The 25992-nt window shown below is 70.3% G+C and carries 18 protein-coding genes; 10 read left to right on the forward strand and 8 right to left on the reverse strand.

Going from position 1 to position 25992, the window contains the following annotated elements:
• Positions 1-5: 5 nt before the first annotated feature.
• The gene (locus tag WME85_RS47695) at positions 6-377 is read right to left on the reverse strand and encodes a hypothetical protein (RefSeq protein WP_437305692.1); all 372 of its coding nucleotides are present in this window, start codon (positions 375-377) and stop codon (positions 6-8) included.
• Positions 378-515: 138 nt separating this feature from the next.
• Positions 516-2930, reverse strand: a complete 2415-nt coding sequence (locus tag WME85_RS47700) for a TonB-dependent receptor domain-containing protein (protein WP_437831465.1) — start codon at positions 2928-2930, stop codon at positions 516-518.
• Positions 2931-3156: 226 nt separating this feature from the next.
• Here WME85_RS47700 and WME85_RS47705 point away from each other — a divergent pair, with 226 nt between their 5' ends.
• Together WME85_RS47705 and WME85_RS47710 are read left to right on the forward strand one after the other, a co-directional pair.
• Positions 3157-3342: a hypothetical protein gene (locus WME85_RS47705; RefSeq protein ID WP_437831468.1), complete on the forward strand. Its 186-nt coding sequence runs from the start codon at positions 3157-3159 to the stop codon at positions 3340-3342.
• A gap of 13 nt (positions 3343-3355) precedes the next feature.
• Positions 3356-3640, forward strand: coding sequence for a hypothetical protein (locus WME85_RS47710; protein WP_437831471.1), 285 nt, complete (start codon positions 3356-3358; stop codon positions 3638-3640).
• A 58-nt stretch (positions 3641-3698) separates the two neighbouring features.
• Here WME85_RS47710 and WME85_RS47715 read toward each other — a convergent pair whose 3' ends face one another.
• Positions 3699-5282, reverse strand: a complete 1584-nt coding sequence (locus tag WME85_RS47715; protein WP_437831474.1) for a hypothetical protein — start codon at positions 5280-5282, stop codon at positions 3699-3701.
• 224 nt (positions 5283-5506) lie between these two features.
• Positions 5507-6352, reverse strand: coding sequence for a cyclase family protein (locus WME85_RS47720; RefSeq protein ID WP_437831477.1), 846 nt, complete (start codon positions 6350-6352; stop codon positions 5507-5509).
• A gap of 411 nt (positions 6353-6763) precedes the next feature.
• Here WME85_RS47720 and WME85_RS47725 point away from each other — a divergent pair, with 411 nt between their 5' ends.
• Together WME85_RS47725 and WME85_RS47730 are read left to right on the forward strand one after the other, a co-directional pair.
• Complete coding sequence (locus WME85_RS47725) at positions 6764-8884, forward strand: hypothetical protein (RefSeq protein WP_437831480.1); 2121 nt, start codon at positions 6764-6766, stop codon at positions 8882-8884.
• Positions 8881-9480, forward strand: coding sequence for a hypothetical protein (locus WME85_RS47730; protein ID WP_437831483.1), 600 nt, complete (start codon positions 8881-8883; stop codon positions 9478-9480). The genes WME85_RS47725 and WME85_RS47730 overlap by 4 nt, the downstream gene beginning before the upstream one ends.
• 56 nt (positions 9481-9536) lie before the next feature.
• Here WME85_RS47730 and WME85_RS47735 read toward each other — a convergent pair whose 3' ends face one another.
• The 3 genes from WME85_RS47735 to WME85_RS47745 form a co-directional block, all read right to left on the reverse strand.
• Positions 9537-10238: a hypothetical protein gene (locus WME85_RS47735; protein ID WP_437831486.1), complete on the reverse strand. Its 702-nt coding sequence runs from the start codon at positions 10236-10238 to the stop codon at positions 9537-9539.
• Positions 10235-11512: an AAA family ATPase gene (locus WME85_RS47740; RefSeq protein WP_437831489.1), complete on the reverse strand. Its 1278-nt coding sequence runs from the start codon at positions 11510-11512 to the stop codon at positions 10235-10237. Before WME85_RS47740 ends, WME85_RS47735 begins: the two co-directional genes overlap by 4 nt.
• Before the next feature lie 528 nt (positions 11513-12040).
• The gene (locus WME85_RS47745; RefSeq protein ID WP_437831492.1) at positions 12041-13954 is read right to left on the reverse strand and encodes a DUF4215 domain-containing protein; all 1914 of its coding nucleotides are present in this window, start codon (positions 13952-13954) and stop codon (positions 12041-12043) included.
• 935 nt (positions 13955-14889) lie between these two features.
• Here WME85_RS47745 and WME85_RS47750 point away from each other — a divergent pair.
• Both WME85_RS47750 and WME85_RS47755 read left to right on the forward strand, forming a co-directional pair.
• Positions 14890-16521, forward strand: a complete 1632-nt coding sequence (locus WME85_RS47750) for a carboxypeptidase regulatory-like domain-containing protein (RefSeq protein WP_437831495.1) — start codon at positions 14890-14892, stop codon at positions 16519-16521.
• A 219-nt stretch (positions 16522-16740) separates the two neighbouring features.
• Complete coding sequence (locus WME85_RS47755; protein WP_437831498.1) at positions 16741-18279, forward strand: Kelch repeat-containing protein; 1539 nt, start codon at positions 16741-16743, stop codon at positions 18277-18279.
• Positions 18280-18789: 510 nt separating this feature from the next.
• On the opposite strand, the gene WME85_RS47760 is transcribed toward WME85_RS47755, so the two are convergent.
• Positions 18790-20460, reverse strand: a complete 1671-nt coding sequence (locus WME85_RS47760; protein ID WP_437831501.1) for an NTP transferase domain-containing protein — start codon at positions 20458-20460, stop codon at positions 18790-18792.
• Positions 20461-20650: 190 nt separating this feature from the next.
• Between WME85_RS47760 and WME85_RS47765 the strand changes: the two genes are divergently transcribed.
• From WME85_RS47765 to WME85_RS47780, 4 genes are all read left to right on the forward strand, one after another.
• Positions 20651-21115: a (2Fe-2S)-binding protein gene (locus WME85_RS47765; protein ID WP_437305714.1), complete on the forward strand. Its 465-nt coding sequence runs from the start codon at positions 20651-20653 to the stop codon at positions 21113-21115.
• Positions 21116-21135: 20 nt separating this feature from the next.
• Positions 21136-23247, forward strand: coding sequence for a molybdopterin cofactor-binding domain-containing protein (locus WME85_RS47770; protein WP_437842565.1), 2112 nt, complete (start codon positions 21136-21138; stop codon positions 23245-23247).
• Positions 23248-23256: 9 nt separating this feature from the next.
• Positions 23257-23856, forward strand: coding sequence for a hypothetical protein (locus WME85_RS47775; protein ID WP_437831503.1), 600 nt, complete (start codon positions 23257-23259; stop codon positions 23854-23856).
• Positions 23857-24541: 685 nt separating this feature from the next.
• A complete protein-coding gene (locus tag WME85_RS47780) occupies positions 24542-25939 on the forward strand; it encodes a hypothetical protein (RefSeq protein WP_437831506.1) in 1398 nt (465 codons plus the stop codon).
• The last annotated feature ends 53 nt before the right edge of the window (positions 25940-25992 follow it).

Raw genomic sequence — 25992 nt, forward strand, 5'->3', positions numbered from 1 at the left:
GCCCGTCAGCCCGGGCCCCGCAGCGCCTCGACGAGCGCCTCGACCAGCGCGCGCACCTGCACCGACGGCGCGCGCTCGCCGAGCAGCTCGAGCACGTCCTCATCGTCCTCGCCGCACGAGAGCTGTACGGCGGCGACGACGGCCCCATCGCGCTCGACCGCCAGGTCGAAGATCCCCTCCTCGTCGCTCACCGGCGCGCCGAGCAGCGCCGACAGCCGGCGGCCGAGGAGCTCGGCCAGCGGCTCGTCCCCGCCGAGGCCCGCCTCGTCGGGCTCGATGCTGGCCTGGACCGGGCGCGCCGGCTCCTCGCTCACCTCGGCGCCCTCGCGGTCGAGCCGGAAACGAAAGCCACGTGCCTCGAAGAACGCCGTCGTCACGCGCCGGATCAAGGCACGCCGCCCGCGCGCGGGCAAGGTGGTCCGACGGCGAAAGCGCTCCGCCGCTCGCGTTCACCTGGGGGCCTCGCCCCGGGCGGGCATCGCCCCGGGCGGGCCTCGCCCTCCGAGGGCGGGGCGTCAGAAGCCGCCCTCCAGCCCGAGGATCGGGACGGTGACAGGCCCGATCTCCTCGGGCTCGCACGATGAGAACCCGTCGCAGGGCACCGGGATGTATTCCTTCGACAGCGTGGTGTTGAGCACGTCGAGGACGAGCGACAGCCAGCCTGTCTTCCCGATCGACCAGCGCTTCTCCAGGCGGACGTCGAGCCGCAAGAACGGGGGCAGCCGCTCCCACCGGGCCGGGCCGCCGGCGGTGGGCTCCGGGCCGCCGGGGACGCCGCTCCCGAGCGGGGAGCTCGGGCCGTCGACCTTCCCCTGGGGGAGCCCGGAGTAGAACACGGCGCGCCCTCCGGCCCTGTACCCGCGGCCGAGATCGTAGGTCAGCGCGAGGTTCGCCACGTGGGTCCGGTCGGCCGAGGTGACCTGTCTGGTCCGGTCGAAGCTCCGCGTGGAGCGCGACAGCGTGTAGGAGGCGAATCCACCGATGCGCCGCGTGAGGCGCCGGCGGGCCGACAGCTCCACGCCGGTCGCGGCGCCGAGCGCGCGGCGAGTCAAGGCGCGGTCGGATCCATCGAGGCCTCCGGCGCCGATCGCGTCGGTCATGTTGAAGAACGCGTTGTGGAACACCGTGGCTGTCGCGGTGATGTCCTCCGGCAGCTCGAGCTCGACGCCGGCGCTCGACTGGAAGCTGCGCTGGAGGCCGTCGCCGAGGCGCGGGCGGACGCCGGGGATCGGGACGACGAAGCTCGGCAGCTGGGAGGCGAGGCCGTGCGCCTGCACGAACGTCACGCCGGGCGCCAGGGAGAGCCGCGCCGAGAGGCGCGGATCGACGGCGAGCGCGACCGTGTCGTCGGAGTGGTAGAGATCGAGCCGGAGCCCCGGGGTGACGCGCAGGCGCGGCGTGACGGCGATGTCGGATTCGATGTAGCCGCCGATCGTGAAGTCGACGCGGGACAGGAGGATGTCGGCGATCTCGTCGCCGTCGTCGTCCTGCTCGACGCCGCCTTGGGGAGCCTCGACCTCGGTCCCGAGATCGATGGCATTGTCGTCGAGCACGGCGTCGATGCCGGCGCGGATCGGGGTCTCGTCCGGGAGGCGATGATCGAGCGTGAGCCGCGCGCCGAGGCTCCGCGTCAGGGCTTTCTGGCCGTCCTGGATCCCTGTCTCGTCGTGGCCGAGCGTCAGCGCGCCGCGGAGCGCGCTGCCCCGGCCATAGGCATGGTCGTACCGGAGGTCGACCCGGTGAAACGTCGTATCGAAGAGGGTCGTCGTCTCGCTGCCTTCCTCGTTCGCGAGGTAGTCGCGGGCGCCGAACGCGAAGAGGCTCACCCGGCCTCCCGGGGCGACCTCGTAGGAGATGCGGGCCTGGTAGTCCCAGTAGTCGAGCGCCACGCCGGGCGCGGCGAGCGAGAAGAGCAGCGCCGTGTACGAGTAGCGCCCGCCGAGGAGCGCGACTCCACGGCCGCCGGCGAAGGGGCCCTCGACGAGCGCGCCTGCGTCGAGGAGGCGGAGCATGCCCTCGCCGTGCCACTGCGGGAGCGGCGGAGTCGTCTCGCCGGCGACGATCCCGCCGGCGTACCGCCCGTGACGCGCGGGGTAGCCGCCTGGGTAGAGGTCGACGCGATCGACGATGCCGGGATGGACGACCGAGGGCCCGAGCCCGAGGTGATAGAGGTACGGGACGCGGACGCCATCGAGGAAGTAACCGACGTTGCCCGGCGGCGAGCCGCGCACATAGAAGAACGGCAGCCCCGAGACGATGGGCGTCACCCCGGGGAGCATCTCGATCGCGCGGAAGGGGTCGCCGAACGCGCCGGGGACGAGCCGGACCTCGGCGCGGCTCAAGGTGGAGACGCCGGGCGCCGGCTGCTCGCCGTGGACGGTGACCTCGAGGGGCTGCGGCGCGCGCTGGGGCGGGGCGGGGGCGGTGGATGACGGAGCGGGAGAGAGAGCGGGGGGAGGCGGCGGCGCGGCGCTGGGCGGCGCAGGAGGCGCGGGCGGTGCGGCCTCGGTGAAGCGAACCTCGACGCGGATCCTGGCGGCGACCGGGGCGCCGTTCCGGGTGGCCGGCGCGAAGCGGAACGACGTCGCAGCGGCCACGGCGGCCGACGCGAACGGCTCCGGCCCCTCCTCGGCGATGGCGGAGCGAACGGTCCCGTCCGCGTTGACCGTGAGGACGAGGCGGACCGTCGCGTCGCCGTGCGCGCCGTCAGGGTAGCCGGCGGCGAGCGGCGTGAGCGGCGATGGTGGGACGAGCCCGTCCGCGGGCGGCGCCTCGCGGGACGGCTCCGCTGGCGGCCCCTGGTGGGACGGCGGCGGGGCGGATGGCGGCGGGGCGGGCGGTGGTGGGGCGGGCGCGGCGGCGACGCGGCACGGCGCGAGCGTGCTCGCGAGCAGCGCGGCGGCCGCCGTGGATGTCCGTAGGAAGCTCATCGCCGGGCAGCGGAGAGGCGGCCGAGCGAGCACTGGAGCAGGACACGGCGCCGGAAGGCCAGAGGGAGAAGGAGGGAAAGCCATGGCGGCTCTCGCATGATCGGCTCTCTGGCCGACATCCTGCTCGCTTTTTTGCAGAGGGAGCGCTCGCGTCCGGATCACCCTCGCCCACGCCTTCCGCGACGACGCGGCGCGCGCCTGCTGGGCGGCGGCGTCCGATCGTCTCGTGGCCATCGAGGACGGCATCGTCGCGTGCGGGCTCGCGGGGCTGCGCGCGTGCACGACGGCCTCCGAGCCGCGCCCCGCGTGGCCGCCGTACCTGGTGGAGTACCTTGGCGCTCACATGGCGCGGCGAGCCGCCGGGATGGCCGAGCGCATGGAGCTCGTGTCGCCGGCGTGGCTGGGGATGTGATCTCCCCGAGGAGATGCGCGAGAGTGCCGTGCGCGAGGTCATGTCGGCCTACCGGGAGCACGGCGACCGGCTGGCCTTGCGCATCCTGGCGGCTTGCGCGCCCTGGATGGCCCTCGTCGATGCAGCCATGATCCTCTGCGACGAGCTCGGCAACGAGTGGACGGGCGACTTCCCTGGGATGCTGGTGGGGTACGGCGGCCTTACCGAGCTCTCACCGCTCGTGCGGCGGCTCGGCGGCTCGGCGGCGCTCGTGGGTGTCGCCCGTGCGATCGCCGAGGTGGGGCGGTGGCTGCCATAGCGAGGGAGGGGAGCGACTTACACCCGGCCGCCACAACGGGCCGCGACCTCATCTCCGCTCAGCCCCACCCGATCGCCACCGTCGTCACCTTCAGCGCCGAGATCACCTCTTCCCCTGACAGCGCGGCGAGCACCCCCTCGTCATCCGACGGAACGAACAGCGCCAGCGTCGCCGTCGTGAGCCCCTGCTGCTGCGCGTAGCGCGCTGCCTGCTCGCGCGCCCGCGGAAGCTCGTGCATCGCCCGGAAGCTCTTCACCTCGATCAGCCCAACCTTCCCCTCGCCCTGCACCAGCAGGTCCACCTTCCCATTCCCCGTGGGGAACTCCGGGCTCACCACGCAGCGCCCGCGCAGGGCGTCCTGCAGCCACGCATAGAGGTGGAAGTGCCCAGCCGCCTCGGTCAGGTGGAGATCCTGTCGCCGCGGCTGCCCTTTCCAGGGGTCCTGCCCCTTCGCCGCGAGCCGCCCGAGATAAGCACTGTATCTCCGGAGCAGCGCGGCCATGTCGAGCTCGGCCGGCGCGAACACGTCGGCCAGCGTGTCCAGCGGCTCGAGCGGGAGCACCGGGAGGCGGTTGCCGAAGAGATCGTGGGTCAACGCGTTGTACAGGCGCAGCTGGATGAACGGCGAGGAGAACCGGCAGACGGTGGTGGGCAGACCGCCGGCGCTGAGCGTCTCCTGGTAGGTGATGATCCCGTTCAAGTAGAGGTAGTTGCAAGCCTCGTCATCGAAGGAGAACGGCACGTCCGCGCGGCCGAACAGCTGCATCACCTGCTCGCGGTGGGGCCCTCGCGCCTTCTTGATCAGGTTCAAGACGGTGTTGTTGGGCTCCACCTGGCACGCGAGCATGTAGACCCGCTCCCACTGAGTGAGCCCGATGGTCTCCTTCGGAGCGGGGTTGTACTTCTCGGTAAGGAGCTCCCCGAACCAGCCCACGAGGCCTGGCTGGCCGCGCGTCACCTCGAAGACGCGCTCCACCACCGCGGGCTCGATCGCCTGCCCGCTCTCGGCCTGGTACTGAGCGAAGAGGTCGAGCACCTCGTCGCGCGTGAGGTTCGGGACGTGGAGCGAGCGCTGGACGTTGAAGGGCGAGCCCCGGAGGCTGTCGACCCCCAGCGCCGCCCGGACGCCGATGAGCGCGAGCCCGTGCAGCGTGTAGGCTTCGGGGGCGAGATAGATCTTGCGGAAAGCGCTCACCAGGCGGTCCAGGATCGCGGGCGGCAGGGAATCGAACTCGTCCACGAGCAGGATGAGGGGCCTGTCGAACGCGCCCCCCGGCCTGGAGAAGAGATCGAGCCACCCTTCCCAGCTCGCGGGGGCGGGTGGCTTGAACGAGAAGCCTTCCCGGAACATGCCCGGGACCGACCGGAAGAATGCCTCCTCCGTGTCGCCTTCGCCGAGCAGCCCCTGCGCGGACAGGGCGCCGACGGCGAAGCGCTCGCCGTAACGGGCGCGGATCTCTTCGATCGCCCGGCGCATCAGCCAGGTCTTGCCCGTCTGGCGCGGCCCCCAGATCGTGAAGAAGCGGCCGCCCTTGTCCGGGTTGCCGACGAGCTGCGCCACGCACTGCTCGACCAGCTCGCGCCGTTCAACGGCGAAGTGCTCCGTGGGATCCACGGGCCCGTAGGAGTGGAACCGCCGCATGGGGGACACCGTACCACGCTCCGGCGTGGGGCAACTGCTCCGCGCCCGCCGCTCCGCCAGCGGAGGCTGCTGCGCTGCTCCTCCGGCGCGGAGCCGACGGAAGCTGCTCGGGTCGCCCGCGCACGTGCGTCCGGGCGGCGTCGTAGGCTCTTCTGAGCGGCGGTCCAGGGCTCGTCGAGCGCGTGGCCGCGCGCGAGGAACTCTGGCGTGACGGCTCTCGCCGATTACCGCCGCAGCACGGCCACGATGCGCAGCGGTCCGCCGGAGCCGGCGCGGATCTTCATCGGGAGCGCGATGACGAGCGCGCCTCGCGGCGGCAGCGACTCCATCGAGGCGACGTTCTCGAACGCCGGGATATCCGCCCCGAGCAGCACGCGATGCGCGATGAAATCCCTCGACGGACCGTTGTCGACGCTCGCCGTGTCGATGCCCACCGCCGCCACCTTCCGCGCCACGAGCGCCCGCGCGGCGTCCTCGCCGATGCCCGGGAAGTGCAACGCCTCGGCGTGGCCAGGTCGATCGTCGCCGAGATAGCGCTTCCTGTCAGGCCAGCGCGGGCCCCAGCCCGTCCGGATCATCACCAGGGTGAGGGGTTCGATGGCGCCGTGCGCCCGCTCGAATGCCTCGATGTCCGCCCGGGTCACGAGGTAATCATTCTCCCTGGCCGCGGCGGCCGAGACGTCCACCACCACCGCGGGGCCCACGAGGCGCGACACCGGCACGGTGTCAGCGGTCGATCTGCCCTCCGCGAAGTGGATGGGCGCGTCGAGGTGAGTGCCGCCGTGCTCCGGCGCGCAGAGCGTGTACGCCGAGTAGAAGTAGCCGCCCTCGGTCTTGCCGTACTGCACCGTCTCGTGGACGAAGCCAGTCGTCGCCGTCGGCCAGTAGACGGTCTTGTCGTCGAAGGGATAGGTCAGGTCGATGACCTGCGCGCCTTCGGGCAGCCGGATGTCGCCCGCGCCGGCGTCTGCAGGCGTGTTGTCCCGCGCGCCAGCCTGCTCCGCCGCGCAGCCCGCCGCGAGCGCCGAAAGCGCCGAAAGCAGGACAACCGTCCAGATGATACGTCGCATCGAGCCCCTCCCGGCCGGCCATGGCGCGGCCCCCGTGAGAGGATTCTGCCGCCAGCATGGCGCTGGCGCACGCTGGCGCATCGATCCCGACCTCGCGCACGGCGACGATGCGCCCGCAGGGTCGAGCTCACCGTCGAGGCGATGGGGCTCGGGCCCGTTCAACCTGGGTCGGGTCGCCTCAACCTGGGTCGGGTCGCCTCAACCTGGGTCGGGTCGCCTCAACCTGGGTCGGGTCGCCTCAACCTGGGTCGGGTCGCCTCAACCTGGGTCGGGTCGCCTCAACCTGGGTCGGGTCGCCGCCTCGCCTCAACCTGGGTCGCCTCGCCTCAACCTGGGTCGGGTCGCCGCGTCACCGGAGCCGGCAGATCCTGGAATAACTCCGGTGCGCGGTGTCGTTGTCGCAGGCGCCCGATGAAGCAGCGAACATCGACTCTCCTTCTTCTGGCCGCGGTCCTCTCCGCGGCCTGCTCCAGCCCCTCCAGGCAAACCGCGCCGGACGAGCGGAATGCCGGAGCCGAGGAGGCGGCGACTCCCCCGCCCTCTCCTCCACCACCGCCGTCCCCTCCCCCACCACCATTCCCGAAGCTCCGCGCCGTCATGCGGGCCGGCGGCGCCCTCGTGCGCGCCCCGCAGGACGACGCGCTCTACCTGGCCGACGAGGACCACGCCGTCCTCCGGCGCATCCCGCTGCCCGTCGACGTGAGCGCTCCGCCGATCGCGATCGCGCTGCCGGGCCGCCCCGCGCAGGTCCTCGCGCTCGGCGACCGCGTGCTCGTCACGATCCGGGATCCCGGGCTGCTGCTCGTGATGCGCCCTGATCCGACGGCGGGGCTCGTGGAGACCGCGCGCGTGCCGCTGCCGGCCGACGCGTGGGGGCTGGCGATCACGCCGGACGAGCGCACCGCCCTCGTCACCAGCGCGTGGACCGGCAAGGTCTCCGCCGTGGATCTCGCGACCGCCACGCGGTCGTGGTCGATCGACGTCCCCCGCGAGCCCCGCGGCGTCGTGGTCCGCGAGGACGGCGCGGCCGCGTACATAACGCACCTCACGTCCTCGGCGCTCACCCGGATCGAGCTGCGCTCTCCGCCCCAGGCGAGGCCTGTCGCGCTCCCCCCGTCGCCCTACCGCGCCCCGGTCGACGCGCCGCGCGCCGCCTCGCTCGGCTACGCGGCCGCGCTCTCCCCCGACGGCCGCCGCCTCTTCGTCGCGCGCCACGCGCTCGGCGCGATCGGCGAGCTCTCGTGGTTCGGCGCCGCCACGGTCGACGTCCTGCGCACGGGCAACGACGAGCCCCTCGCCCCGCGCCGCCGCGAGGGCGTCCCGACCCGGATCGCGCGCGACTTCGAGCTCGACATCACCGGCGACCCCGAGCGCGAAGCGCCCCAGGTCGAGCTCGCCCCGTTCATCCAGCCGCGCGCCCTCGTGTACCGCGAGAGCACCCGCACGCTGCTCGTCGCCAGCGAGGGCACCGACACAGTGGTGGAGCTCGACGCGCTCTCGGTCGAGCCGACGCTCCGGCCCCTCCGCACCTACCCGCTCTTCAGCGCACCGGCGCCCGGCGATGCGGCGCCGGGGTCGCTGGACGCCCTCTCGCGCCAGGTCGGCGTGGCGACCCTGTGCGGCGCGCCGACCGGCGTCGCCCTCTCCGGGGACGAGTCCCTGGCGTGGGTGTACTGCCGGTCGACCGACACCCTCGCCATCGTCCGCCTCGACGAGCACAAGGCGGCGGGTCCCTACGATCAGGGGCCCGTGCCGTTCATCCGGCTGGCCGACCCTCCGCTCTCCGAGAAGGCCGCCGTCGGCCGGAAGCTCTTCTACAACGCGACCGACTGGATGACGAGCGGCGGGCTCGGGTGCGCCGGCTGTCACCCCGACGGGCGCGACGACGGCCACGTGTGGCACGAGGTCAGCGGCGAGAGCTTCGCCAACTTCTTCGGATCCGCCGACAACCGCCCGATGGAGGGCCTCGCGGGCGGCGTGGCGCGACAGACACCCATGCTCGCAGGGCGCGTGTCGGCCGAGGGCCCTTATGGCTGGAACGCCCAGAGCGAGACCCTCGCCGCGCGCGTCCGGGAGGGCTTCGGCCTGCACCGGTGGGGGACGGGCGGCGGCTCGGACGGCGAGATCGCGCTGCGCGCGGGGTACATCGCGAGCTTCCTGCGCGAGGGCCTCGCGCCCCCGCCGAGGGAGGATCGGCCGCTCACGCCGGAGGAGAAGCACGGCTTCGCGCTCTTCACGAGCGAGGCGGCGCAGTGCTCCCGCTGCCATGTGCCCGAGACCGAGTACACCGATCGGATGGGCTACCCGATGCCGGACCTCGCCGTCCGGCCCGGGTTTTACAGGGAGAAGAAGGGCCAGGTGTACAAGACGCCATCCCTCCGCTTCATCGCCGGGACGGCGCCCTATTACCACGATGGCTCCGCGAGGACGCTCGCGGAGCTCGTCGAGAACAACCAGGATCGCATGGGTCGGACGAGCCACATGTCGAGGAAGGACAGGGCGGCGCTCGTCGCCTTCCTGAGGACGTTATGAAGAAGCTGCTCTGGATCGGTACAGTCCTGCTCGGCGCGCTCGCGCCGGCGCAAGCCGCGGAGCCGCCGAGCGCCGCGCCCGCAGCGCCGGACGGCGCCGCGGGAGGGCCTCGGGTCGAGGCGGCGGCAGCCCTCCCGGACGGGGGCGAGGGTGCGGCGGCGGCGCCGAAGGAGCGCTTGCTGGAAGAGGCGCCGCCTGCGCCCGAGCGGACGCCGCGGCCCCAGGCGGCGGAGTGGGACGCCGCCGAGACGGTGCGGCTCGCGAGGGACAGGGGCGGCGCCGCGTGCAAGGCGCGGATGCGGCGCGAGTGGCTGCGCATCGACTGCGCGACGCCCTCGGTGGCCGTCGTGAGGACGCTCGGCGCGAGCGCCGGCGAGGAGTGGCTCTGGCTGGACCAGAAGAACAGCGAGCACGATCCGCTCGGGCTCGCGACGGGCGTCTCCGTGGTCTTCCCCGTCCGCCACGGGGACCGGCGGGTCATCGAGATCCTCTCGGCCACCGGGGGCTATCGCAGCGAGTTCGGGGTCGCGACCACCTTCGTGATCTCCGAGCAATGGCTCGACGGCGACGCCGGGCCGATCGTGAGCCTGCTCTGAGGCCTGCCTGGCGCGCCGTTGCGGCGCCCCAGGGGCAGCTCCACGCCGCGGGCACATCAGCTCCGCTTCGTCTTTGTTCGCGGCGGTGTCGCGCCTAGCCTGGCGCTCCGCGTCGGGCCTCCCTTCCGCGCCTTGCTCGCGCTAGCCTTCGTGGCGATCTGCGCTCTCGTCGTCCTGGGCGCCGGCACGCTGCCGTCGCGCTTCTCCACGGCTGCCGCGATGAGCGGCGCCCACAGGCGAAGCCCTTCGATGTCCAGATGGCCCTCCTCGTACTGCTCCATGAACGATCGCCGCCACCTGATCAACCGCTCTCCGTCACGCAGCTTGAGGTGCTTGATGGTGAACTCGGCCTTGGCCTTGTATGCGGCAGGGATCTTGTCGGTGGTCACGAGCTGCAATGACGGGAGCAGGATCTCGAACCACCCGTCTCGCACCTCGTATGGATCGAGCACCCTGGCGTCCGCGGTGCGCTTGGTGCTATTGAGCGTAGCCGACGCGAAGCGGTAGTTCGACCACTCATAGGTGAGCTCCGGGTGATTTTGATAACTCAGGAAGTGGTCAACGGTGCCGCCCGTCGGGTCGTGCATCGCAGCATACCCGCAGAGGTCCTTGAAGCCCCTGGCGAGGTGCAGCCGGAACGGTGACCAGAAGTCTTTCGGGCGCTTCGCGCCGGGGTTGTCTCTCAGCCACTTCTTTCCGGGCCTTCTGGCATCCTCGTCGAATGTGCCAGGCTCTCGGACGCGCCGAACGGGGATCATCCACGCCTCCGTCCCCGGGGCGATCGGGAGACGAGCCACCGGGCCCAGAACGGGTCGTGTGCAGGCAGCAGCCGTCGAAGCTCTTCGTCGATCTGCTCACGTGTACGAAGCCCTTCCGAGAGCGCTTCGCGGTCGCCGCGCATGAACGCCTCCGCCGCTTCGATCGCGATCTCCGCAGGGCGCGAGCGCGCCTGCTCGAGGTTGAACACGTCGGAGGTGAGCCAGGCGTCTGCGTCACCCTGCTTCGCCCACATCCCGGAGCGGAGTTCGACCCGGCCACCCTGCACTTCGAGGTGGAGGAGATCGTCCTGCTGAGGGTCGAAGAGCGGCTCCAGCGAGGCCAGGACCAGCGGGGCGTGCGTCGAGGTGATGAGCTGGGTCTCCGCCGACTCGCTCTCCCGCAGTGCCTTGACCGCCTGGAGCACAGCAGGTACGAAGAGCCGCTGCCATTTCGGGTGGAGGTGGGTCTCGGGCTCATCGATGAGGAGCACGAGCCGGTGATCGGGCCTTCGTCGCTGCAGCTCTGACGCGAGCCGGTGCTCGCGCCAGGCCCACACGAGCAGGTACGCGAGCGCCACTGCGCGGCGGACGCCCGCGGACGCGTGCGTGATCGGCACCGTTCCGTAGGACGTCGCGATCGTCGGCGTATCGTAGCCTTCACCGAGCCGGACGCGCTGCGGGGGCCCTACCTTGAGCGGCTCCTCGGGGACGGACAGCGCCTCGAGCACCTGGGCGAGCAGGTGGAACTCGGGGTCATTGCCCTTTTGCCAGCTCACCCAGTCGCGAATGAGGCCCTCACAGGCACGCTTGCCGTTCACCGAGAGCCCGGACCAGACTGACTGGTTGTCGAAATGATAAGCCGGCGGCCGATCGCGATCATCGACGCCGAGCGAGGGAGCGCTCCGCCAGTAGTTGCGCGCCGGGTCCCATACCGAGAAGCCCCCGTCCACACGAGCGTAGATCACGATACCGGGCATCGCCGGGCGCTTCGCCTTGAGCGGCCACTGCTGCTCGGAGAAGCGATACGTCGAGACGACGGCCTCCGCTTCGCGCGTCTTCCCGCGGAGGACGTACGAGATGACCGCCTTCTTGGCGTTGTCTCGCGGTAGCGCTGGGTTGCTCGCCCAGGTCCGGGTCAGCGCCCACCAGGCGATGTCCAGAAGGAACGATTTGCCCACGCCATTGTCCCCGGTGAGCACGTTGAGCCGCACCGCGAGCTCCAGCGCCAGCGAGGGCGAAGGACCCACTCCTTTCAGCTTCAGCTTCCTGAGCATCCCGGGCTTCTCCCGCTCCGTGTTTTGGACGCGCGCTTCATGCTCCCTCGGTCCCCTCCGTGCCAGCTCGCGCCTCCTCTGCGCGTCCCGCTGCGCTGCCTCCCCCGCGCCTGCTGCCTCGTCGCGGCACCGGCGCTGCGAGCGGGCTGTTCAGCGCGCCCTTGAAGGTCGGGGGCGTCCGGTCTTTCACGGAGATCCTCGGGGAACGGATGGGGGTGGAGCCCCCGCAGGCCGTGGGGGGAAGGCGGCCCTTCCATGCGTGGAGAAGTTCTCGACGTGGCGTCGCTTTTCCAGGGACGGGTCGGATCGCATGACGTTTCTTCTGTCGCCCGAGCGTAGCCGGACCCCGCGCAAGCGAGGTCCGACATGGGAACATACGTCTACTCCCTGAACAGGGCCAAGAGATCGCTCGGTTCTTCCGCCGACTGCGCGTTCCGTGCTCACGGTTCGCGCGACCGAATCTCATGCGCGCTCCCGATCGAGGGCGACGGTGACATCGACAGGCGACCACCTGCGGGCCGGGCCGGCTCAGCGGGGCGTGAGGTTGCGGCAGCCGCTGCCGCAGCTGTCCCCGTCGAGGTTGTTGCCGTCGTCGCACTCCTCCACGTCCTGGACCACGCCGTCGCCGCAGAACTCGCCGAGCTGGCAGCGCGGCCCGCACTCGCCGTAGCCGCCGTCATTCACGCCGTCGTCGCACTGCTCGCCCAGGCTGACGATGCCGTCGCCGCAGGTCGGGATGCACTCGCTGCGCGCCGTCGCGAAGCCCTGCAGCGTGAGCTTGAACGTCGACGCCGCGGTCTGTCGCTCGGCGTGGAACACGGCGATCTGGTACACGCCGCCGTCCACGAGGCCGAGATCGACGTTCCGCGCCGGGATGACCTCGTCCCCTTCCGCGGCGTAGGTCACCCTGCCTGCCCCCGAGGCGTTGATGACGAGGTGCCCGGTGACCGCGCTGTGGATGCCGCCGACGTCGACGGCGAGGCGATCGTTGATGAACACCCACACGTCGTCGTCGCCGGTGAAGTCGAGCACGTACTCCTGGCCCGCCGTGTATTGGAACCAGTAGCGGATCTCGCTCGTGAAGTGGAAGTTGTGGTCCGGGGTGCCCTCCTCCTTCAGCCAGCTCCCATCTCCGTAGCTCGGGAAGATGTCGGCGGGCACGCGCTCGGCCGCCGGGGTGAACGGGTCGCCGTCGACCGGGAAGAACAGCGGGTTTCCATCGTAGGAGGCCTCGATGTACCTCGCCCAGTAGACCCCGCCGCGCACCTCGCAGCCGCGGAACTCGGGGCTGTGGATGTCGCCGCAGGACGCGGTGTTCTCGGTCGACGAGGTGCACGGCTCGTCGTCCACCTCGTGGCCCACGTTGCCGCAGTAGTGCGCGCTCTCCGGGGACAGCAGCGACCACTGCTCGCCTTCCTCGCCCCAGCGGTTCACGAAGCGGCCGTCCCCGGTGTCCCACAGCGTCAGCGTGGTGACCGTGGTGCTGTTGGTGCCGGGCACATCGTGGTACCAGGCGGCGAAGCTCTGGGCGCTCGTGACAAGGCTGTTCGCGGCGGCCATGTACACAGGCTTCTTCTCGGCGTCGAGCCGGGGCGCGACCATGCCGAAGACAGGCGCGCTGCGGCCGGGGCCATCCGGCTGGAAGTCGGGGTGGGACGCCCTGAAGTCGCGGAACACCACCGGCACGGCCATCGATCCCGACGGCTGGGGCACGGCGCAGGTATAGCCGGGCTCCGTCACGCACGTCGCGGAGCAGCCGTCGCCGTCGATGTTGTTGCCGTCGTCGCAGTCCTCCGCGAGCACGAGGCCATCGCCGCAGCTCGACGCGCAGGAGCCCGCGGAGCAATCGGGCTCGGCCTGGCAGCTCGAGGAGCAGCCGTCGAAGGGCAGCGTGTTGCCGTCCTCGCAGCTCTCCGCGCCCTCCCGGGCGCCGTCGCCGCAGGCCGTCGGCGTGCAGGCGCTCGGGTTGCCGTCGCACTTGTGGCCCACCTCGACCTTGCAGGTCGGCGAGCAGCCGTCCCCCGGCTCGTTATTGGCGTCGTCGCAGAGCTCCGGGAACACCACGGCGCCGTCCCCGCAGCGGGCGATGCGAAAGCAGGCGGCGCCCGCCGCCGGGCAGGACCAGCCCAGCTCGACCGAGCGGCAATCCGCGGCGCAGCCGTCCGCGCCCGCGGCGTTGCTGTCGTCGCAGGCCTCGTCCGAGGTGAGGACTCCGTCGCCGCAACGGAACGTGCCGCCGTTGTCGCCGACGCCTATATCGTCCCCGGTCCCCGTGCTGCCGGGGCCTCCAGGGCCGCCGGGGCCGCCAGGGCCGGGGCTGTCACCGCCGCCCGCGCCCTCGCCGCCGGGGGTGCCCTCGTTGGACGCAGAGCAGCTCGCCGCCAGGGCGAGACAGCTCGCGATGAAGATCGTCGAACCAAGCCGCGGAGCACAAGGACGCATGACCTCCTCCTTCTGGTCGCCCGGACCGCTCGGGGGCGTGAAGTGACTACAGTCTCTCACGCGGATGCCCTGAGCTCGAGCCCGTCGTGCGCAGGCCGCCGCCCGCTCGGTCGTGGATTGAAGTAGACCACCGCAAAGCGCGGAACAATCCGGATACATCGTCACCTTCTCACGAGGGCGGATCGCGAGGCGGTGTCTTTCAACGAGCGCCGCGTGCACGGAGCTCGTCGCTGGTTGCGTGATTGGGGAAATTTGAATCATCGAGGCACAGAGTTGCTTTGTTCCGCCCTCTGTGCCTCTGTCGTTCCTTTTTTTTTATGAACCAAGAATGAACTTGGGCTTCGAATTCGCGGCGCCGAACCGCCTCGATCCGGCCTCGGGCCGCCCTGGTCGCCTCGCTCGCCGAGACGCGACCCGTCCGACCGCCACCTCCTCTGGAGGCGCGGGCGTGCTCGAGAGCGCGATCACCAGGTTGATGAGCTCGGCGCGCGACCACTGCCCCGCAGTTCGTAATTGAATTGACCATTCAGCAACCTGTTCGCCGCTCGTATAAGCAGGCCATCGACATCGCCAAGAGCGTGCGACGGTGCGATGTCGACGATGCGAGCGCTCGAACCCTCATGCGGAGGTGTAAAATTCTTGCCGAAGGTCGGCGTAGCGACTGGCCCACGCGGTAAGCCGGACGTCGGATGAGGGGGAGGGCCTGCCACTAAAGTGGTATTCCACTTGGCAGCGAGCACGCGCAGTATGCCAATCGCCATACGAACACATAGCATCGTCGATTCGAAGCTAACGCTAGCTCACGCGCGACACGTCCGGCCACGAGCGCTCTTTTGCGGCAGATTGGCAGCGCACACACATACCGTGTCGGACAACCAAAATCCATATGTATAAACACTTAGTTCGGCTCCATGACGAGCGACAAGGAGATGACCATGAAATCGATTGTTGACGACCTTCTTCGAGCCATAGCGGCAGCCGTGCTCGTTGGCACGTCCGCTGCCACGCTCGCGACGGGAGTGGTCGGCTGCAGCTCGACGCCTGCAGATGAACACGACAAAAGCCAACTTCTGCGCGAGTCCAGCGAAGCGATCGTTATTCAGGAGCTCTTCGCCGGTACGGTGCGGAGCAAGTCTGGCGAACTGCTGAACGGCGCTACAGTCTCGGTGAACGGGACCGTCGCCACGACCGACGCGGCCGGGTACTTCGAGCTTTATGCTCCTCGATCCACGATCTATGTGATCCAGGCGAGCAAGAGCGGCTACGTGACGTCGTCCACTCGGCGTGGGCTGAGCTCCGTGGACGTGACCCTCGAGCTGGTCCCCGCGGAGGTCATCACGATCAACCCGTCGGCGCCCATCTCGGTGATCGACAGCGCCGGGACGCGGATCGCGATCAACGCCGGAGCTCTGGTCGACCGCAGCGGAAACGTGGCCACGGGGCCGCTCCAGCTGAACATCCACACCTACAGGCTCCGAGAGGAGGCGATGATCGGGGACATGAGCGGCGTCACCACGGACGGAAGCATCGTCGCGCTCCAGAGCGTCGGCGCGTTTTCTGCAGAGTTCAGGGATGCTTCCGGGAACCTGTACAACCTGGCGCCTGGGCAGCTCGCAACCGTCTCGGTGCTCGCCGATTCGGAGAACAGCTACGCGGCGACCATCGACATGTGGCATTTCGATCAAGCCACGGGCCTCTGGACGCAGCAAGGGGTAGGCAACGTCGCCGACGGCGTGGCGACGGCGTCGGTTCCTCACTTCTCTGCATGGAACTTCGATGTCAAGAAGACGGACCCAGCCTGCATTCGTGTCACCGTCGATGAGGACTACCTGGACGAGCTCGGCGGAAAGCTCGAGATCCAGGTCGTCGTCCCTGCCCCGTGGTTCCGCACCCAGCCGGGCTGGATCACCGACGCGAAGAAGAACGTCTTCTACAACCTCCCTCCCAACACCGACGTGAAGGTCTTCATGCCGCCGAACACCCTGTACGCCGTCGTGAATACGGGGCGCCCTTGGGGCGGGACCGGCATCCCTGACTGGAAGAAGGTCGCCGGAAATACAAACTATTACCCATCGTGCAACGGATCTCTGCACGTGCAGAACGGTACGCCGCAGGTGGCGACTTCCACCATCAACGGCAGCATCAAGCTCCAGGGCCGATCGAATCACAGCGGCGTGATCGTCAAAGCTTGGAAGGGAGTTAATCAGGTGGGCGACGCGGCGGTCACGAACGAATCCGGGGCCTACTCGCTGAACCTTCCGCCTGACACCTACTCCGTCACAGCGGTGAAATCAGGGTATCTGAGCACAAAGAAGGCCACCGTGGCGGCGGCGGCTGGCAGCACGACGACTCTGAGCAGCGTCACCCTGCCCGCTGGCGACGTGAACGGGGACAATTGCGTCAGCTGGACCGGCGATCTCCAGGTGATCGGCGCTGCAGCCAACCCTGCCACTTCATCCAACCCAGGCGACATCAAGGATATCGACGGGAACGGCACGATCAACAACACAGATTACGCGATCGCGCTGGGCAACTCCGGCCTGTGCGGACCGGTCGCGTGGCCCTAGTCTTCACCGGAAGCGGCCGTCGTCAGTAACGATCTCTTGTACTGCACGCGAGGTCGCTGCCTCGTGACGATCCCGTGAATGTTGAACGCTGGGAGCTCCCCAGGAGCCGAGGTGGGGCTTCCAGCATACTTTACCCGGCACATCTCGCTGAAGAGCCGATCTGCGGCCGGCTTCCAGGTCAAAGGTCAACAGAGGGCAAGCGATTCATACAGGCTGTCTATGAATGCACGTCACAGAGCGTTTTTTACAAGCAGTATTCTCATCTCCGCATGCGTCACAGATTTCGACGGTGAGATGCCCTATGATCCCGGGGAGGTCGAGGACGTCGCGAGCGCCGAGGGGGCGTTAACGATCAACCTCGGTTCTTCACTCGCCTCACCGGTCATCTCTGGAGATACCTGCGGCCTGGCGGATGAGCTGACGCCGACCTGCGGGAGCGTGGGCGCGCCCGATCAAGCATTCTTGTGGACTTCGCCGGACACAGGTGAGTTCCGGTTTTCGACAGAAGGGTCCAGCTACGACACGCTACTTCAGATCTTGAACCCCGCCACAGGCGAATCACTCGGGTGCAATGATGATGCCAGCGGCACATTGCTGTCATCCCTGGCGGTGAGCTTGTCCGCGAACCAGCAGGTTCGAGTCGTCGTGGATGGGTACTCGTCCCTGTGCGGCACCTTCAACCTCAACATCACGAGCAGACCGGGGGCGTGCGGCGCCACCATGAACGCATGGACATCAGCGTCGTCGATGGCGAGCTCACGAAGCTGGCACACCTCGACGCTGCTCGGCTCTGGCAAGGTGCTCGTCGCGGGGGGCTATATCCTGGGCGCGACCAGCTGGGAGCCCACGGCGACAGCGGAGCTGTACGACCCAGTATCGGAGAGCTGGAGCGCGGCCCCCTCGATGCCCATGCCCCGCCGCGCCCACACCGCGACGTTGCTTGACGATGGGCGGGTGCTGGTCACCGGGGGCTACACGGGATCGGGCTACACTGCGAGCACCGCCATTTACGACCCTGGCACCAATACATGGTCAAGCGGACCTCGCATGAGCACCCTTCGTTATGAGCACACCGCAACGCTGCTAAACGATGGCAAGGTACTTGTGGCCGGCGGCTTCACGGGCAGTCCAGTTACCGTGTCCGCCGAGGTCTATGACCCGTCGACCAACACTTGGGCCTCGGCCGGATCGATGAGCGCAGCTCGTGCCGAGCACACCGCAACGCTGCTGGGCAACGGCAAGGTACTGATCGCGGGTGGGTACAACGGCCGCCTTCCCGTGCACGCGAGCGCCGACATCTACGATCCGGTCACGAATAGCTGGTCGTCGGCTGGGTCGATGTCTGGTGCTCGCCTGCTCCACACGGCGACATGGCTCCCCAACCTCGGCAAGGTCGTCGTAGCAGGCGGCAACAACGGCGGCGCGGTCCTCGCGACCAGTGAGCTCTACGACCCGGCAGCCAATACATGGTCGCCAGCGGCGTCACTGACCACAGCTCGTTATGTTCATGCCGCGGTGCTCTTTGGCCCTTGCGGGAAAGTACTGGTGAGCGGCGCATACGGCCGCTCCAACGCTGAGATCTACGATCCCATGACGAACCGCTGGTCCTCTGCCGGCACGATGAGCACGACCCGGGGCGAGCATACCGCGACATGGCTTCCCAGCGTCGGAAAGGTGCTCGTGGTTGGAGGAATCGGCCAGACCGTGAGCGGCGAAAGAAACACCACGCTCAATACCACCGAGCTCTACACTCCTTGAACCTGGAGGCAGGCGCGGGAGGCGCTCCCGTGACCGCGGACGCGTAGGCAGGCGCGTCGCGCGTTCACCGCGGCCAACGCAGAGCTGCTATATTCATGCGCTCCGCCGCTTCTGGGAAATCGACGCTTGTTTCAACAATTCGTCCATGCATCGACGGGAACGCCATCACGCCAATCCGCGGCCCACCAGGCACTTTCAGCGTTCTGCGGCGGTTTGCCCTCCGGGGAGCTGTGGTGAGGCGGCATCACCGGGACCGAGCGACCATTCATGCTGGATCGAGGTGATCCAGCCGTCCGCTTCCGCCTCGGTCACATGGCTTTGAATCCGCGCGTCGACGCCACGGGAAGTACGATGATGAGGCCGCGCTCGGCGAGGCCGCCGGACGCGAATGGCGCCGGCTCGCGAGAAATGGGGCGGCCCGAAGCGGCGCTGCAGCTCGCGGCCTGCTCGTAGCAGCGCTGGCCAAGGGAGCCCCGCAGCTTGCGGAAGCTCGTCCAGAGCGCCGGCGACTCAGCAGCTCGGCTGTTCCGCCGGCGCGTGCCCGCCGAGCGCGCGCACGTCGTCGGCCGTATCCACGTCGATCGCCCCGCCCTCCCAGTCGATCGCCGCCACGCTCTCGGCGCGCAGCAGCCGGCCGGCGCCCTGGTCCCCTTCGAGCCGCGACAGCGCCTCCCAGCGCGATCGGTCGAAGACCGCCGGCGCGCCCACGACGCCGCTGAACCGCGACCCGGCGGCCGGAGCGCCCGCGAGCCACGCGTTCCGCAGGGCGGTGAGGTGCTCGACCGTGATCAGCGGCTGATCCGCGAGCGCGATCAGGAGCGCGTCGGCCTTCGAGGCCTCCGCCCACCGGACCGCGGCGCGGATCGAGGAAGCGATCCCCTCTTCCCAGGCGTCGTTCGCGACGTGCGCGACGGCGAGATCGCCGAGCGCGCGCGCGACAGCGCCGGCGTGGGCGCCGAGCACGACGCCCACCGGCCCGGACCGCGCCTCGACGCACGCCGTCGCCACGCGCCGGACGAGCGGCGTCCCGTCGAGCTCGACGAGCTGCTTGGGACGCCCGAGACGGCGCGAGCCGCCGGCGGCCAGCACGACCATCGCCAGGCCGGCGTGCAGCGGCCGGGCGCGGTCGCGCAGCTTCCCCCCTTGCGCCCGGCGCGCGACGGCCTGGAGCTCGCCCACGACCGAGAGCGCGATCTGCTCGGGCGTCTCCGCGCCGAGATCGAGCCCGATCGGCGCGTGGAGCCGCGGATCGTCGCCGGCGCGGCGCCCGAGCTCGGCGAGGAGCTCGCGCGTGCGGCGCGCGGGCCCGAGCACGCCGATGTAGCGGGCGCGCGACGCGAGGGCGACCTCGAGCGCGTCGCGATCCGGCGTGCGCTGGTGGTGCATGATCACCACGTACGGCTCGGCCGCCGCGTCGATGAGCGCGCGGAGCCGATCCATCGCCCCGCCGGTCGAGACGACGCGATCGGCCGCGAGGAACCGGGCCCCCTGGCGGATGCTCGGGCCAGCCACCGTGACCCGGAAGCCGACCGACTTCGCGAGCGTGACGAGGGGCACCGCGTCGTGACCGCCCCCGAGCACGAAGAGCTGCGGCGACGGCGCGATCTTCTCCACGAGCACGGTGATCCCCGGCCCGTCGAGCTCGACGACCCCGGCCGGACCGCGCGCCGCGCGCTCGATCGCGGCGCGCGCCGCAGGATCGGCCACCGGGTGCGCGAGGGCGCACGGCGGACCGAAGGCGAGACGCGCGCCGACCCGGACCGCGCTGGTCGTCGAGCGGATCACCGTGACCAGCGTGCCCGTGGTCTCCTCGGCGAAGCAGGCGCCCGCGAACGCGAGCGCGTCGTGGGCCGCCCCCGCCTCGACGCGCTCGAGCAGGACGTCGACGACGCCGTTGCAGCCGAGCCCCACGCCCCACGGCTCGCCGTCCTCGGTGGTCGAGTCATAGGTGACCACCACGGCGCCATCGCGGCACCGGTGCTCTCCCCGGAGCATCACGTCGCCCTCGAGGCAGCCGCCGCTCACGCACCCCGATAGCCAGCGATCGCCGGCGACCAGCATCCGCGCGCCGGGGCGCCGGTACGACGACCCCGACACCCGCACGACGGTCGCGAGCAGAAACGGGGACCGATCCGCCACCAATGTCGCCGCTTCTCGCACGATCCGCTCAAGCTCGTTCATGCGCCGGGTATCATCATCCTTTCACGACGCCCTCGCCAGGGCGTTCGCTGTCACTGGACCCGCGTGTCGCCCCTGCGGCGTCGCCGCGACGCGGCGGCGACAGCAAGCCGCCAGTCGATGTTGAAGAAACAATAAAACCAAGCACCGTCGCTTGACGTCGCGCCAGCCCAAAAGTATGGCCTGGACGGCCATGAAACTCCATATCAACGGCGTTGTTCGCGAGGTGGAGGCCACTCCGGAGATGCCTCTGCTCTGGGTGATCCGGGACCTCCTGGGACTGACCGGCACCAAGTATGGCTGTGGCATGGCCCAGTGCGGCGCCTGCACGGTCCACATCGACGGCAAGCCCGCGCGCTCCTGCGTCCTGCCTGTCTCGAGCGTCGGGGCGCGCAAGGTGACGACGATCGAGGGCCTCTCCGCCGACGGGTCGCACGCGGTGCAGCAGGCGTGGGCGCAGGCCGACGTCGTCCAGTGTGGGTACTGCCAGTCCGGCCAGATCATGACGGCGGTCGCCTTGCTCGAGCAGAAGCCTGACCCGACCGACGCCGACATCGACGCGGCGCTCTCCGGAAACGTGTGTCGGTGCGGCACGTATGTGCGTGTGCGCGAGGCGGTGCACCTCGCGTCGCGGCTCGTCAAGCGAGGTGGCAAGTGACCGTCTCCCGGCGTGACTTCATGCAGGTGGCCGCGGGCTCGGCGGCGGGGCTCCTGCTCAGCTTCTACGTTCCGCAGGGGCTCCGCGCCGCGCCGAAGGCGGCGCAGCCGCCGCCGCTCTCGCCGAACGCGTTCGTGCGCATCGGGACGGACGACTCCGTGACCGTGGTGCTCGCGCACTCCGAGATGGGCCAGGGCATCTGGACCGGGCTCGCGATGCTGATCGCCGAGGAGCTCGAGTGCGACTGGTCGAAGGTGCGGTCGGAGCACGCGCCCACCGCGCCGGTCTACGGCCATCCGTTGATGCACTTCCAGATGACCGGCGGGTCGTCGACCACCAACGGGGAGTTCGAGCGGTACCGCACGGTCGGCGCGATGGCGAAGGACATGCTGGTGCGCGCGGCGGCCGCCCGGTGGAAGGTCTCGCCCGCGACGTGCGTCGCCGCGAAGGGGGTCATCACCCACGGCAAGGACCAGCTGACGTACGGCCAGGTCGCCGAGGAGGCGATGAAGCTGAACCCGCCGGCGAAGGTGAAGCTGAAGGACCCCAAGGACTGGAAGCTCATCGGCACCGTCGTGCGCCGCCTCGACACGCCGGAGAAGATCACGGGCAAGGCGCAGTTCGGGATGGACGTGCACTTCCCCGGGCTGCGCACCGCCGTGGTGCTCCGCCCGCCGGCCTTCGGCGCGAAGCTCGTCAAGTTCGACGCCGCGGACGCCCTCAAGGTGCCCGGCGTCGAGAAGGTGGTCCCCACCGCGAACGGCGTCGCCGTCGTCGCCGCGCATTTCTGGGCCGCCAAGCTCGGGCGCGACGCGCTCCGCGCCGAGTGGACGAAGCCCGAGGGCGGCGGCGCCGACAGCGCCAAGCTGCTCGCCGACTTCCGCGCGCAGGCGCGGAAGCCCGGCGTGGTCGCCGCCCAGGTCGGCAAGGTCGAGGACGCCATGGCCGCGGCCAAGTCCCGGGTCGAGGCGGAGTACGACGTGCCGTACCTCGCGCACGCGCCGATGGAGCCGCTCAACTGCACGGCCAAGATCGACGGCGATCGCTGCGAGATCTGGACCGGCACGCAGTTCCAGACCGGCGACCAGATGGCCGCGGCGAAGATCCTCGGCACGACGCCGGAGAAGGTCCAGATCCACACGACGTTCCTCGGCGGCGCCTTCGGGCGGCGCGCCAGCCCCGTGGCGGATTTCGTCGCCGAGGCCGTGATCGTCGCGAAGGCGGCCGGCGTGCCGGTCAAGGTCGTGTGGACGCGCGAGGACGACATGCGCGGCGGCTATTACCGCCCCGCGTTCGTCCACCGGATCCAGGTCGGCGTCGACGCGCGCGGCATGCCGGCGGCGTGGGATCAGACGGTCGTGGGCCAGTCGATCATCGCCGGCACGCCGCTCGAGGCGCTCGTCATGAAGAACGGCATCGACCACAGCTCGATCGAGGGGATCGCCGAGTCGCCCTATGTCGAGAAGACGCCCGCGCTCCGGGTGTCGCTGCACTCGCCGAAGACGCCGATCACCGTGCTGTGGTGGCGCTCGGTCGGCAACACGCACACCGCCTTCGCGGTGGAGAGCATGGTCGACGAGCTGGCGCACGCCGCCGGGAAGGACCCGCTCGCGTACCGCCTCGAGCTGCTCAAGGACAAGCCGCGGCACGCCAACGCGCTGAAGGTCGCCGCCGAGAAGGCCGGCTGGGGCACCGCGCCCGCGGCGGGGCGGGCGCGCGGGCTCGCGATGCACGAGTCGTTCGGCTCCATCGTCGCCGAGGTCGTGGAGATCTCGATCGAGCAGGGGCGCATCCGCGTCCACGAGGTCACCTGCAGCGTCGACTGCGGCACCGCGGTGAACCCGCTCGGCGTCGAGGCGCAGATCCAGGGCAGCGTCGCCTTCGGCCTGACGGCGGCGCTCCACGGCAAGCTCAACATCGCCGACGGGGTGGTCCAGGAGAGCAACTTCCACGACTATCCCATGCTCCGGATGGTCGACATGCCGCGCATCGCCGTCCACATCATCCCGAGCCAGGCCAAGATGGGCGGCATCGGGGAGCCTGCCACCGCGCCGATCGCGCCCGCCGTGGCGAACGCGGTGTTCGCCTTGACCAAGCAGCGGCTGCGCTCTCTCCCGCTTCGCCTCGCCTAGGTGCTGACCATGATCCGATCCTCTCTTGTGTTCGCCTTGCTCCTCGCCGGCTGCGGGGGGCAGGCGCCCGGCGCCTCGCAGGCGCAGCCGCCCTCGCAGGCGCCCGCCAGCCGCGAGGCAGGCCTCGCCGCGTTCGAGACGGTGCGGGGTGTCCTCCAGCACGCCCGCTGCCAGAACTGTCACCCCGCGGGCGACGTCCCGCTGCAGGGCGACGAGGGCCGCCTTCACAACCAGTACGTGCTCCGCGGCCCCACCGGCCACGGCATGGCCGGCGCCGAGTGCACGACGTGCCACGGGCCGACGAACCCGCCCAACAGCTTCGGCATGAACGTGCCGCCCGGCGTCGCGAAGGGCTGGCACATGCCGCCGCCCGAGATGAAGATGGTGTTCGTCGGCGTCGCCCCGCGCGCGCTGTGCGAGCAGGTCAAGGACCCCGCGCGCAACGGCGGCAAGGACATGGCGGCGCTGCGCGTCCACCTCGAGGACCCGCTCGTGACCTGGGGCTGGAACCCCGGCGCCGGCCGCACGCCCATCCCGACGCCTTATGCCGAGTTCGTCGCCGCCTGGGAGACCTGGGCCCGCGCCGGCGCGCCCTGCCCGGGCGGGTGACCGTCCGCCATCGAGGCCGGCCCGCGCTCCCCGCGACGAGTACCGGGTGGCGAAGTTGCTCGCCGTGAGCAGCTGCCCGTATCCCGTCCAGTTGGCGCGGGCACCGCCCCCGATGATGCGAGACCCGATATCCAGGGAACACGTGACCGAGGGGATCACCGCCCAGGCCGACTCGCAGATATGGATGTCGGTCGTCACGCCGACCCGCTCCAGAAACGAGCCCTTGAGGGCGATCAGGTACGACGTGATCCGGCCTGAAGGATCGGCCTCGGTGTGCGATTTCGCCGTCGCGCGCCAGGCGGTAGCTCCAGTTCCCTCCGGGGAAGATCCGGTCAGCAACAGCGTGCAACAGCGTGCAACAGGTGCAACGGGTGCAACGGGTGCAACAGCGCCTCTCGCGCGCTCGGCGCCTGTTGCAGGCGGGCCGCGCGCGGCCGTCCCTTCCGTGTGTCGGTCAGCTGCCTGCTCGGCCCCGGCCAGCGCGTGACCCGCACGGCCCTCGGCGCGAGCGAGGAAGGCGCCCCCGCGCCGCCGATCTGCGCCGGCGAATTGCGCGCGCACGACACCCGCGCGGCGGTGCTCTGCCCTGGCGTGGTTCTGGCATTGTCACCGGCGCGCCCGCGATCGGGCCGATGGAATGGAAGCTACGATGAAAACCTCCGCTCCGTGGACTCCGTGGATGAAGATGACCACACCTCTCCTCGTCTGCGCCGCCGCAGCCGCGGCAGGCTGCGCCTCAGGGGAGCCCGGCCCCGGGTGGACCGAGGATGACGCGCCGGAGCTCGTCGTCGAGGCGCCCGCGGCGCTGATGCCCCGGAACAGCATGCGGACCGAGGCGATCACCGCCGCGGCGCTCGACAGGAACGCGGCGCTCATCACCTTGCTCCGCGAGCGCCCCCTCAACAGCCGTCTGTTGACGGACCACCGCGCTTCCGGCGGCGCGCTGGACGAGAACGCGAAAGCGCTCCTGCAATACACCGTCTCGTGCGCGCTCGATCGAGGCCGTGTCGTGTCGGATCTGAATTCCCCGGACGGCATCGTGTCGAGCTGGCAGGGCGAGCTCGGCCTCTGCGGGGCCGCGTCACCGTGGAACTGGCACGAGCGGACGCCGGGCAAGGATTGCCTGGAGCTCGTGTCCGCCTGCGTCCTCGCGCGCGCCAACGCCCACGGCAAGCAGGTGCTCCTCTCGACGCTCAGCGCAGAGGAGGCTCCCCTGCGGCTGCCCCTGACGCAGGTGCGCGTGGAGACGGCGTACCGGGATCCCGAGCTCGACCCGGCCATCAGCAGCTTTTCCCCGGAGATCCCCGACCCTCCCGGCGACGGCGGCCCCACGCGCAACTACGCCTGGAGCGAGCGCTACGTCGGCGTGTGCAGTCCCCGTCAGCCGGTCAGGCTCAAGCCGAGCGAGCCCGGCCTGATGGTGCGTGTCTGCAAGGGCATCCACGGCTGTGATCACGATCCCGCCCCGCCGCCGCCTTCGCGCTGGTACTCGGGCTGGATCGCCGATGGCTTCCTCCCCCACATGGCCAGCAGCCTGGAGTTCACCTGTCCTGCTGGGGGCGTCCCCGGCCCGTCGTCGTTCGCGGTGATGGTGGCCTCGCTCGATCCGAAGAAAGCTCCTCCGGCCAGCGCGGACGTGATCCTGGACGACGTGGCCCGGAGGAGGGGCGCGAGCTACCCCGCGACCGAGCGCGAGGTGTTCACCTTCCGGGAAGGCGCCTTCTACGGGAACCTCTTCGCGCAACGCATCGCGACCGGCGGCACGGCGGCGCTCCCCAACAACCAGTACGCCTGTTACAGCGACCTATGGACCGAGCCGGTCGCACACCTCGCCGACAGGCTATGCGCCGGCAGGGGCGCCGGCTGCTTCGCGAACCTGCCCGGCGCCTGCCGCAGCAGCCCCCTGCCGTCGCCCGTACCCGACAAGCGCTGCGCGGGAGAGCACGAAGACAGGACCTATCGCGCCTGCTCCGGGGGAGGCACGGCCTGGAAGCACGTGATCACGGTGTTCCTCAACCACCCGTGCGACCTCGCCAGCGACCTGCCCCACTGCCAGGGTACATACGGGGCTTCCGTGCCCTGAGCCCCGCCGCGCGGGTCGCGCCGCGAGGATTGACCGCGCCGGTCCGGGTCTGT

It is taken from the genome of Sorangium sp. So ce1153, assembly GCF_051521595.1.
GTDB lineage: Bacteria > Myxococcota_A > Polyangia > Polyangiales > Polyangiaceae > Sorangium.

What these genes read in the sequence shown, in the direction of transcription:
- WME85_RS47700 (WP_437831465.1), bottom strand. Translation starts at nt 2,930, where the DNA reads ATGAGCTTCCTACGGACATCCACGGCGGCCGCCGCGCTGCTCGCGAGC.
- WME85_RS47710 (WP_437831471.1), top strand. Translation starts at nt 3,356, where the DNA reads ATGCGCGAGAGTGCCGTGCGCGAGGTCATGTCGGCCTACCGGGAGCAC.
- WME85_RS47715 (WP_437831474.1), bottom strand. Translation starts at nt 5,282, where the DNA reads ATGCGGCGGTTCCACTCCTACGGGCCCGTGGATCCCACGGAGCACTTC.
- WME85_RS47720 (WP_437831477.1), bottom strand. Translation starts at nt 6,352, where the DNA reads ATGCGACGTATCATCTGGACGGTTGTCCTGCTTTCGGCGCTTTCGGCG.
- WME85_RS47725 (WP_437831480.1), top strand. Translation starts at nt 6,764, where the DNA reads ATGAAGCAGCGAACATCGACTCTCCTTCTTCTGGCCGCGGTCCTCTCC.
- WME85_RS47730 (WP_437831483.1), top strand. Translation starts at nt 8,881, where the DNA reads ATGAAGAAGCTGCTCTGGATCGGTACAGTCCTGCTCGGCGCGCTCGCG.
- WME85_RS47735 (WP_437831486.1), bottom strand. Translation starts at nt 10,238, where the DNA reads ATGATCCCCGTTCGGCGCGTCCGAGAGCCTGGCACATTCGACGAGGAT.
- WME85_RS47740 (WP_437831489.1), bottom strand. Translation starts at nt 11,512, where the DNA reads ATGCTCAGGAAGCTGAAGCTGAAAGGAGTGGGTCCTTCGCCCTCGCTG.
- WME85_RS47745 (WP_437831492.1), bottom strand. Translation starts at nt 13,954, where the DNA reads ATGCGTCCTTGTGCTCCGCGGCTTGGTTCGACGATCTTCATCGCGAGC.
- WME85_RS47750 (WP_437831495.1), top strand. Translation starts at nt 14,890, where the DNA reads ATGAAATCGATTGTTGACGACCTTCTTCGAGCCATAGCGGCAGCCGTG.
- WME85_RS47755 (WP_437831498.1), top strand. Translation starts at nt 16,741, where the DNA reads ATGAATGCACGTCACAGAGCGTTTTTTACAAGCAGTATTCTCATCTCC.
- WME85_RS47760 (WP_437831501.1), bottom strand. Translation starts at nt 20,460, where the DNA reads ATGAACGAGCTTGAGCGGATCGTGCGAGAAGCGGCGACATTGGTGGCG.
- WME85_RS47765 (WP_437305714.1), top strand. Translation starts at nt 20,651, where the DNA reads ATGAAACTCCATATCAACGGCGTTGTTCGCGAGGTGGAGGCCACTCCG.
- WME85_RS47770 (WP_437842565.1), top strand. Translation starts at nt 21,136, where the DNA reads ATGCAGGTGGCCGCGGGCTCGGCGGCGGGGCTCCTGCTCAGCTTCTAC.
- WME85_RS47775 (WP_437831503.1), top strand. Translation starts at nt 23,257, where the DNA reads ATGATCCGATCCTCTCTTGTGTTCGCCTTGCTCCTCGCCGGCTGCGGG.
- WME85_RS47780 (WP_437831506.1), top strand. Translation starts at nt 24,542, where the DNA reads ATGACCACACCTCTCCTCGTCTGCGCCGCCGCAGCCGCGGCAGGCTGC.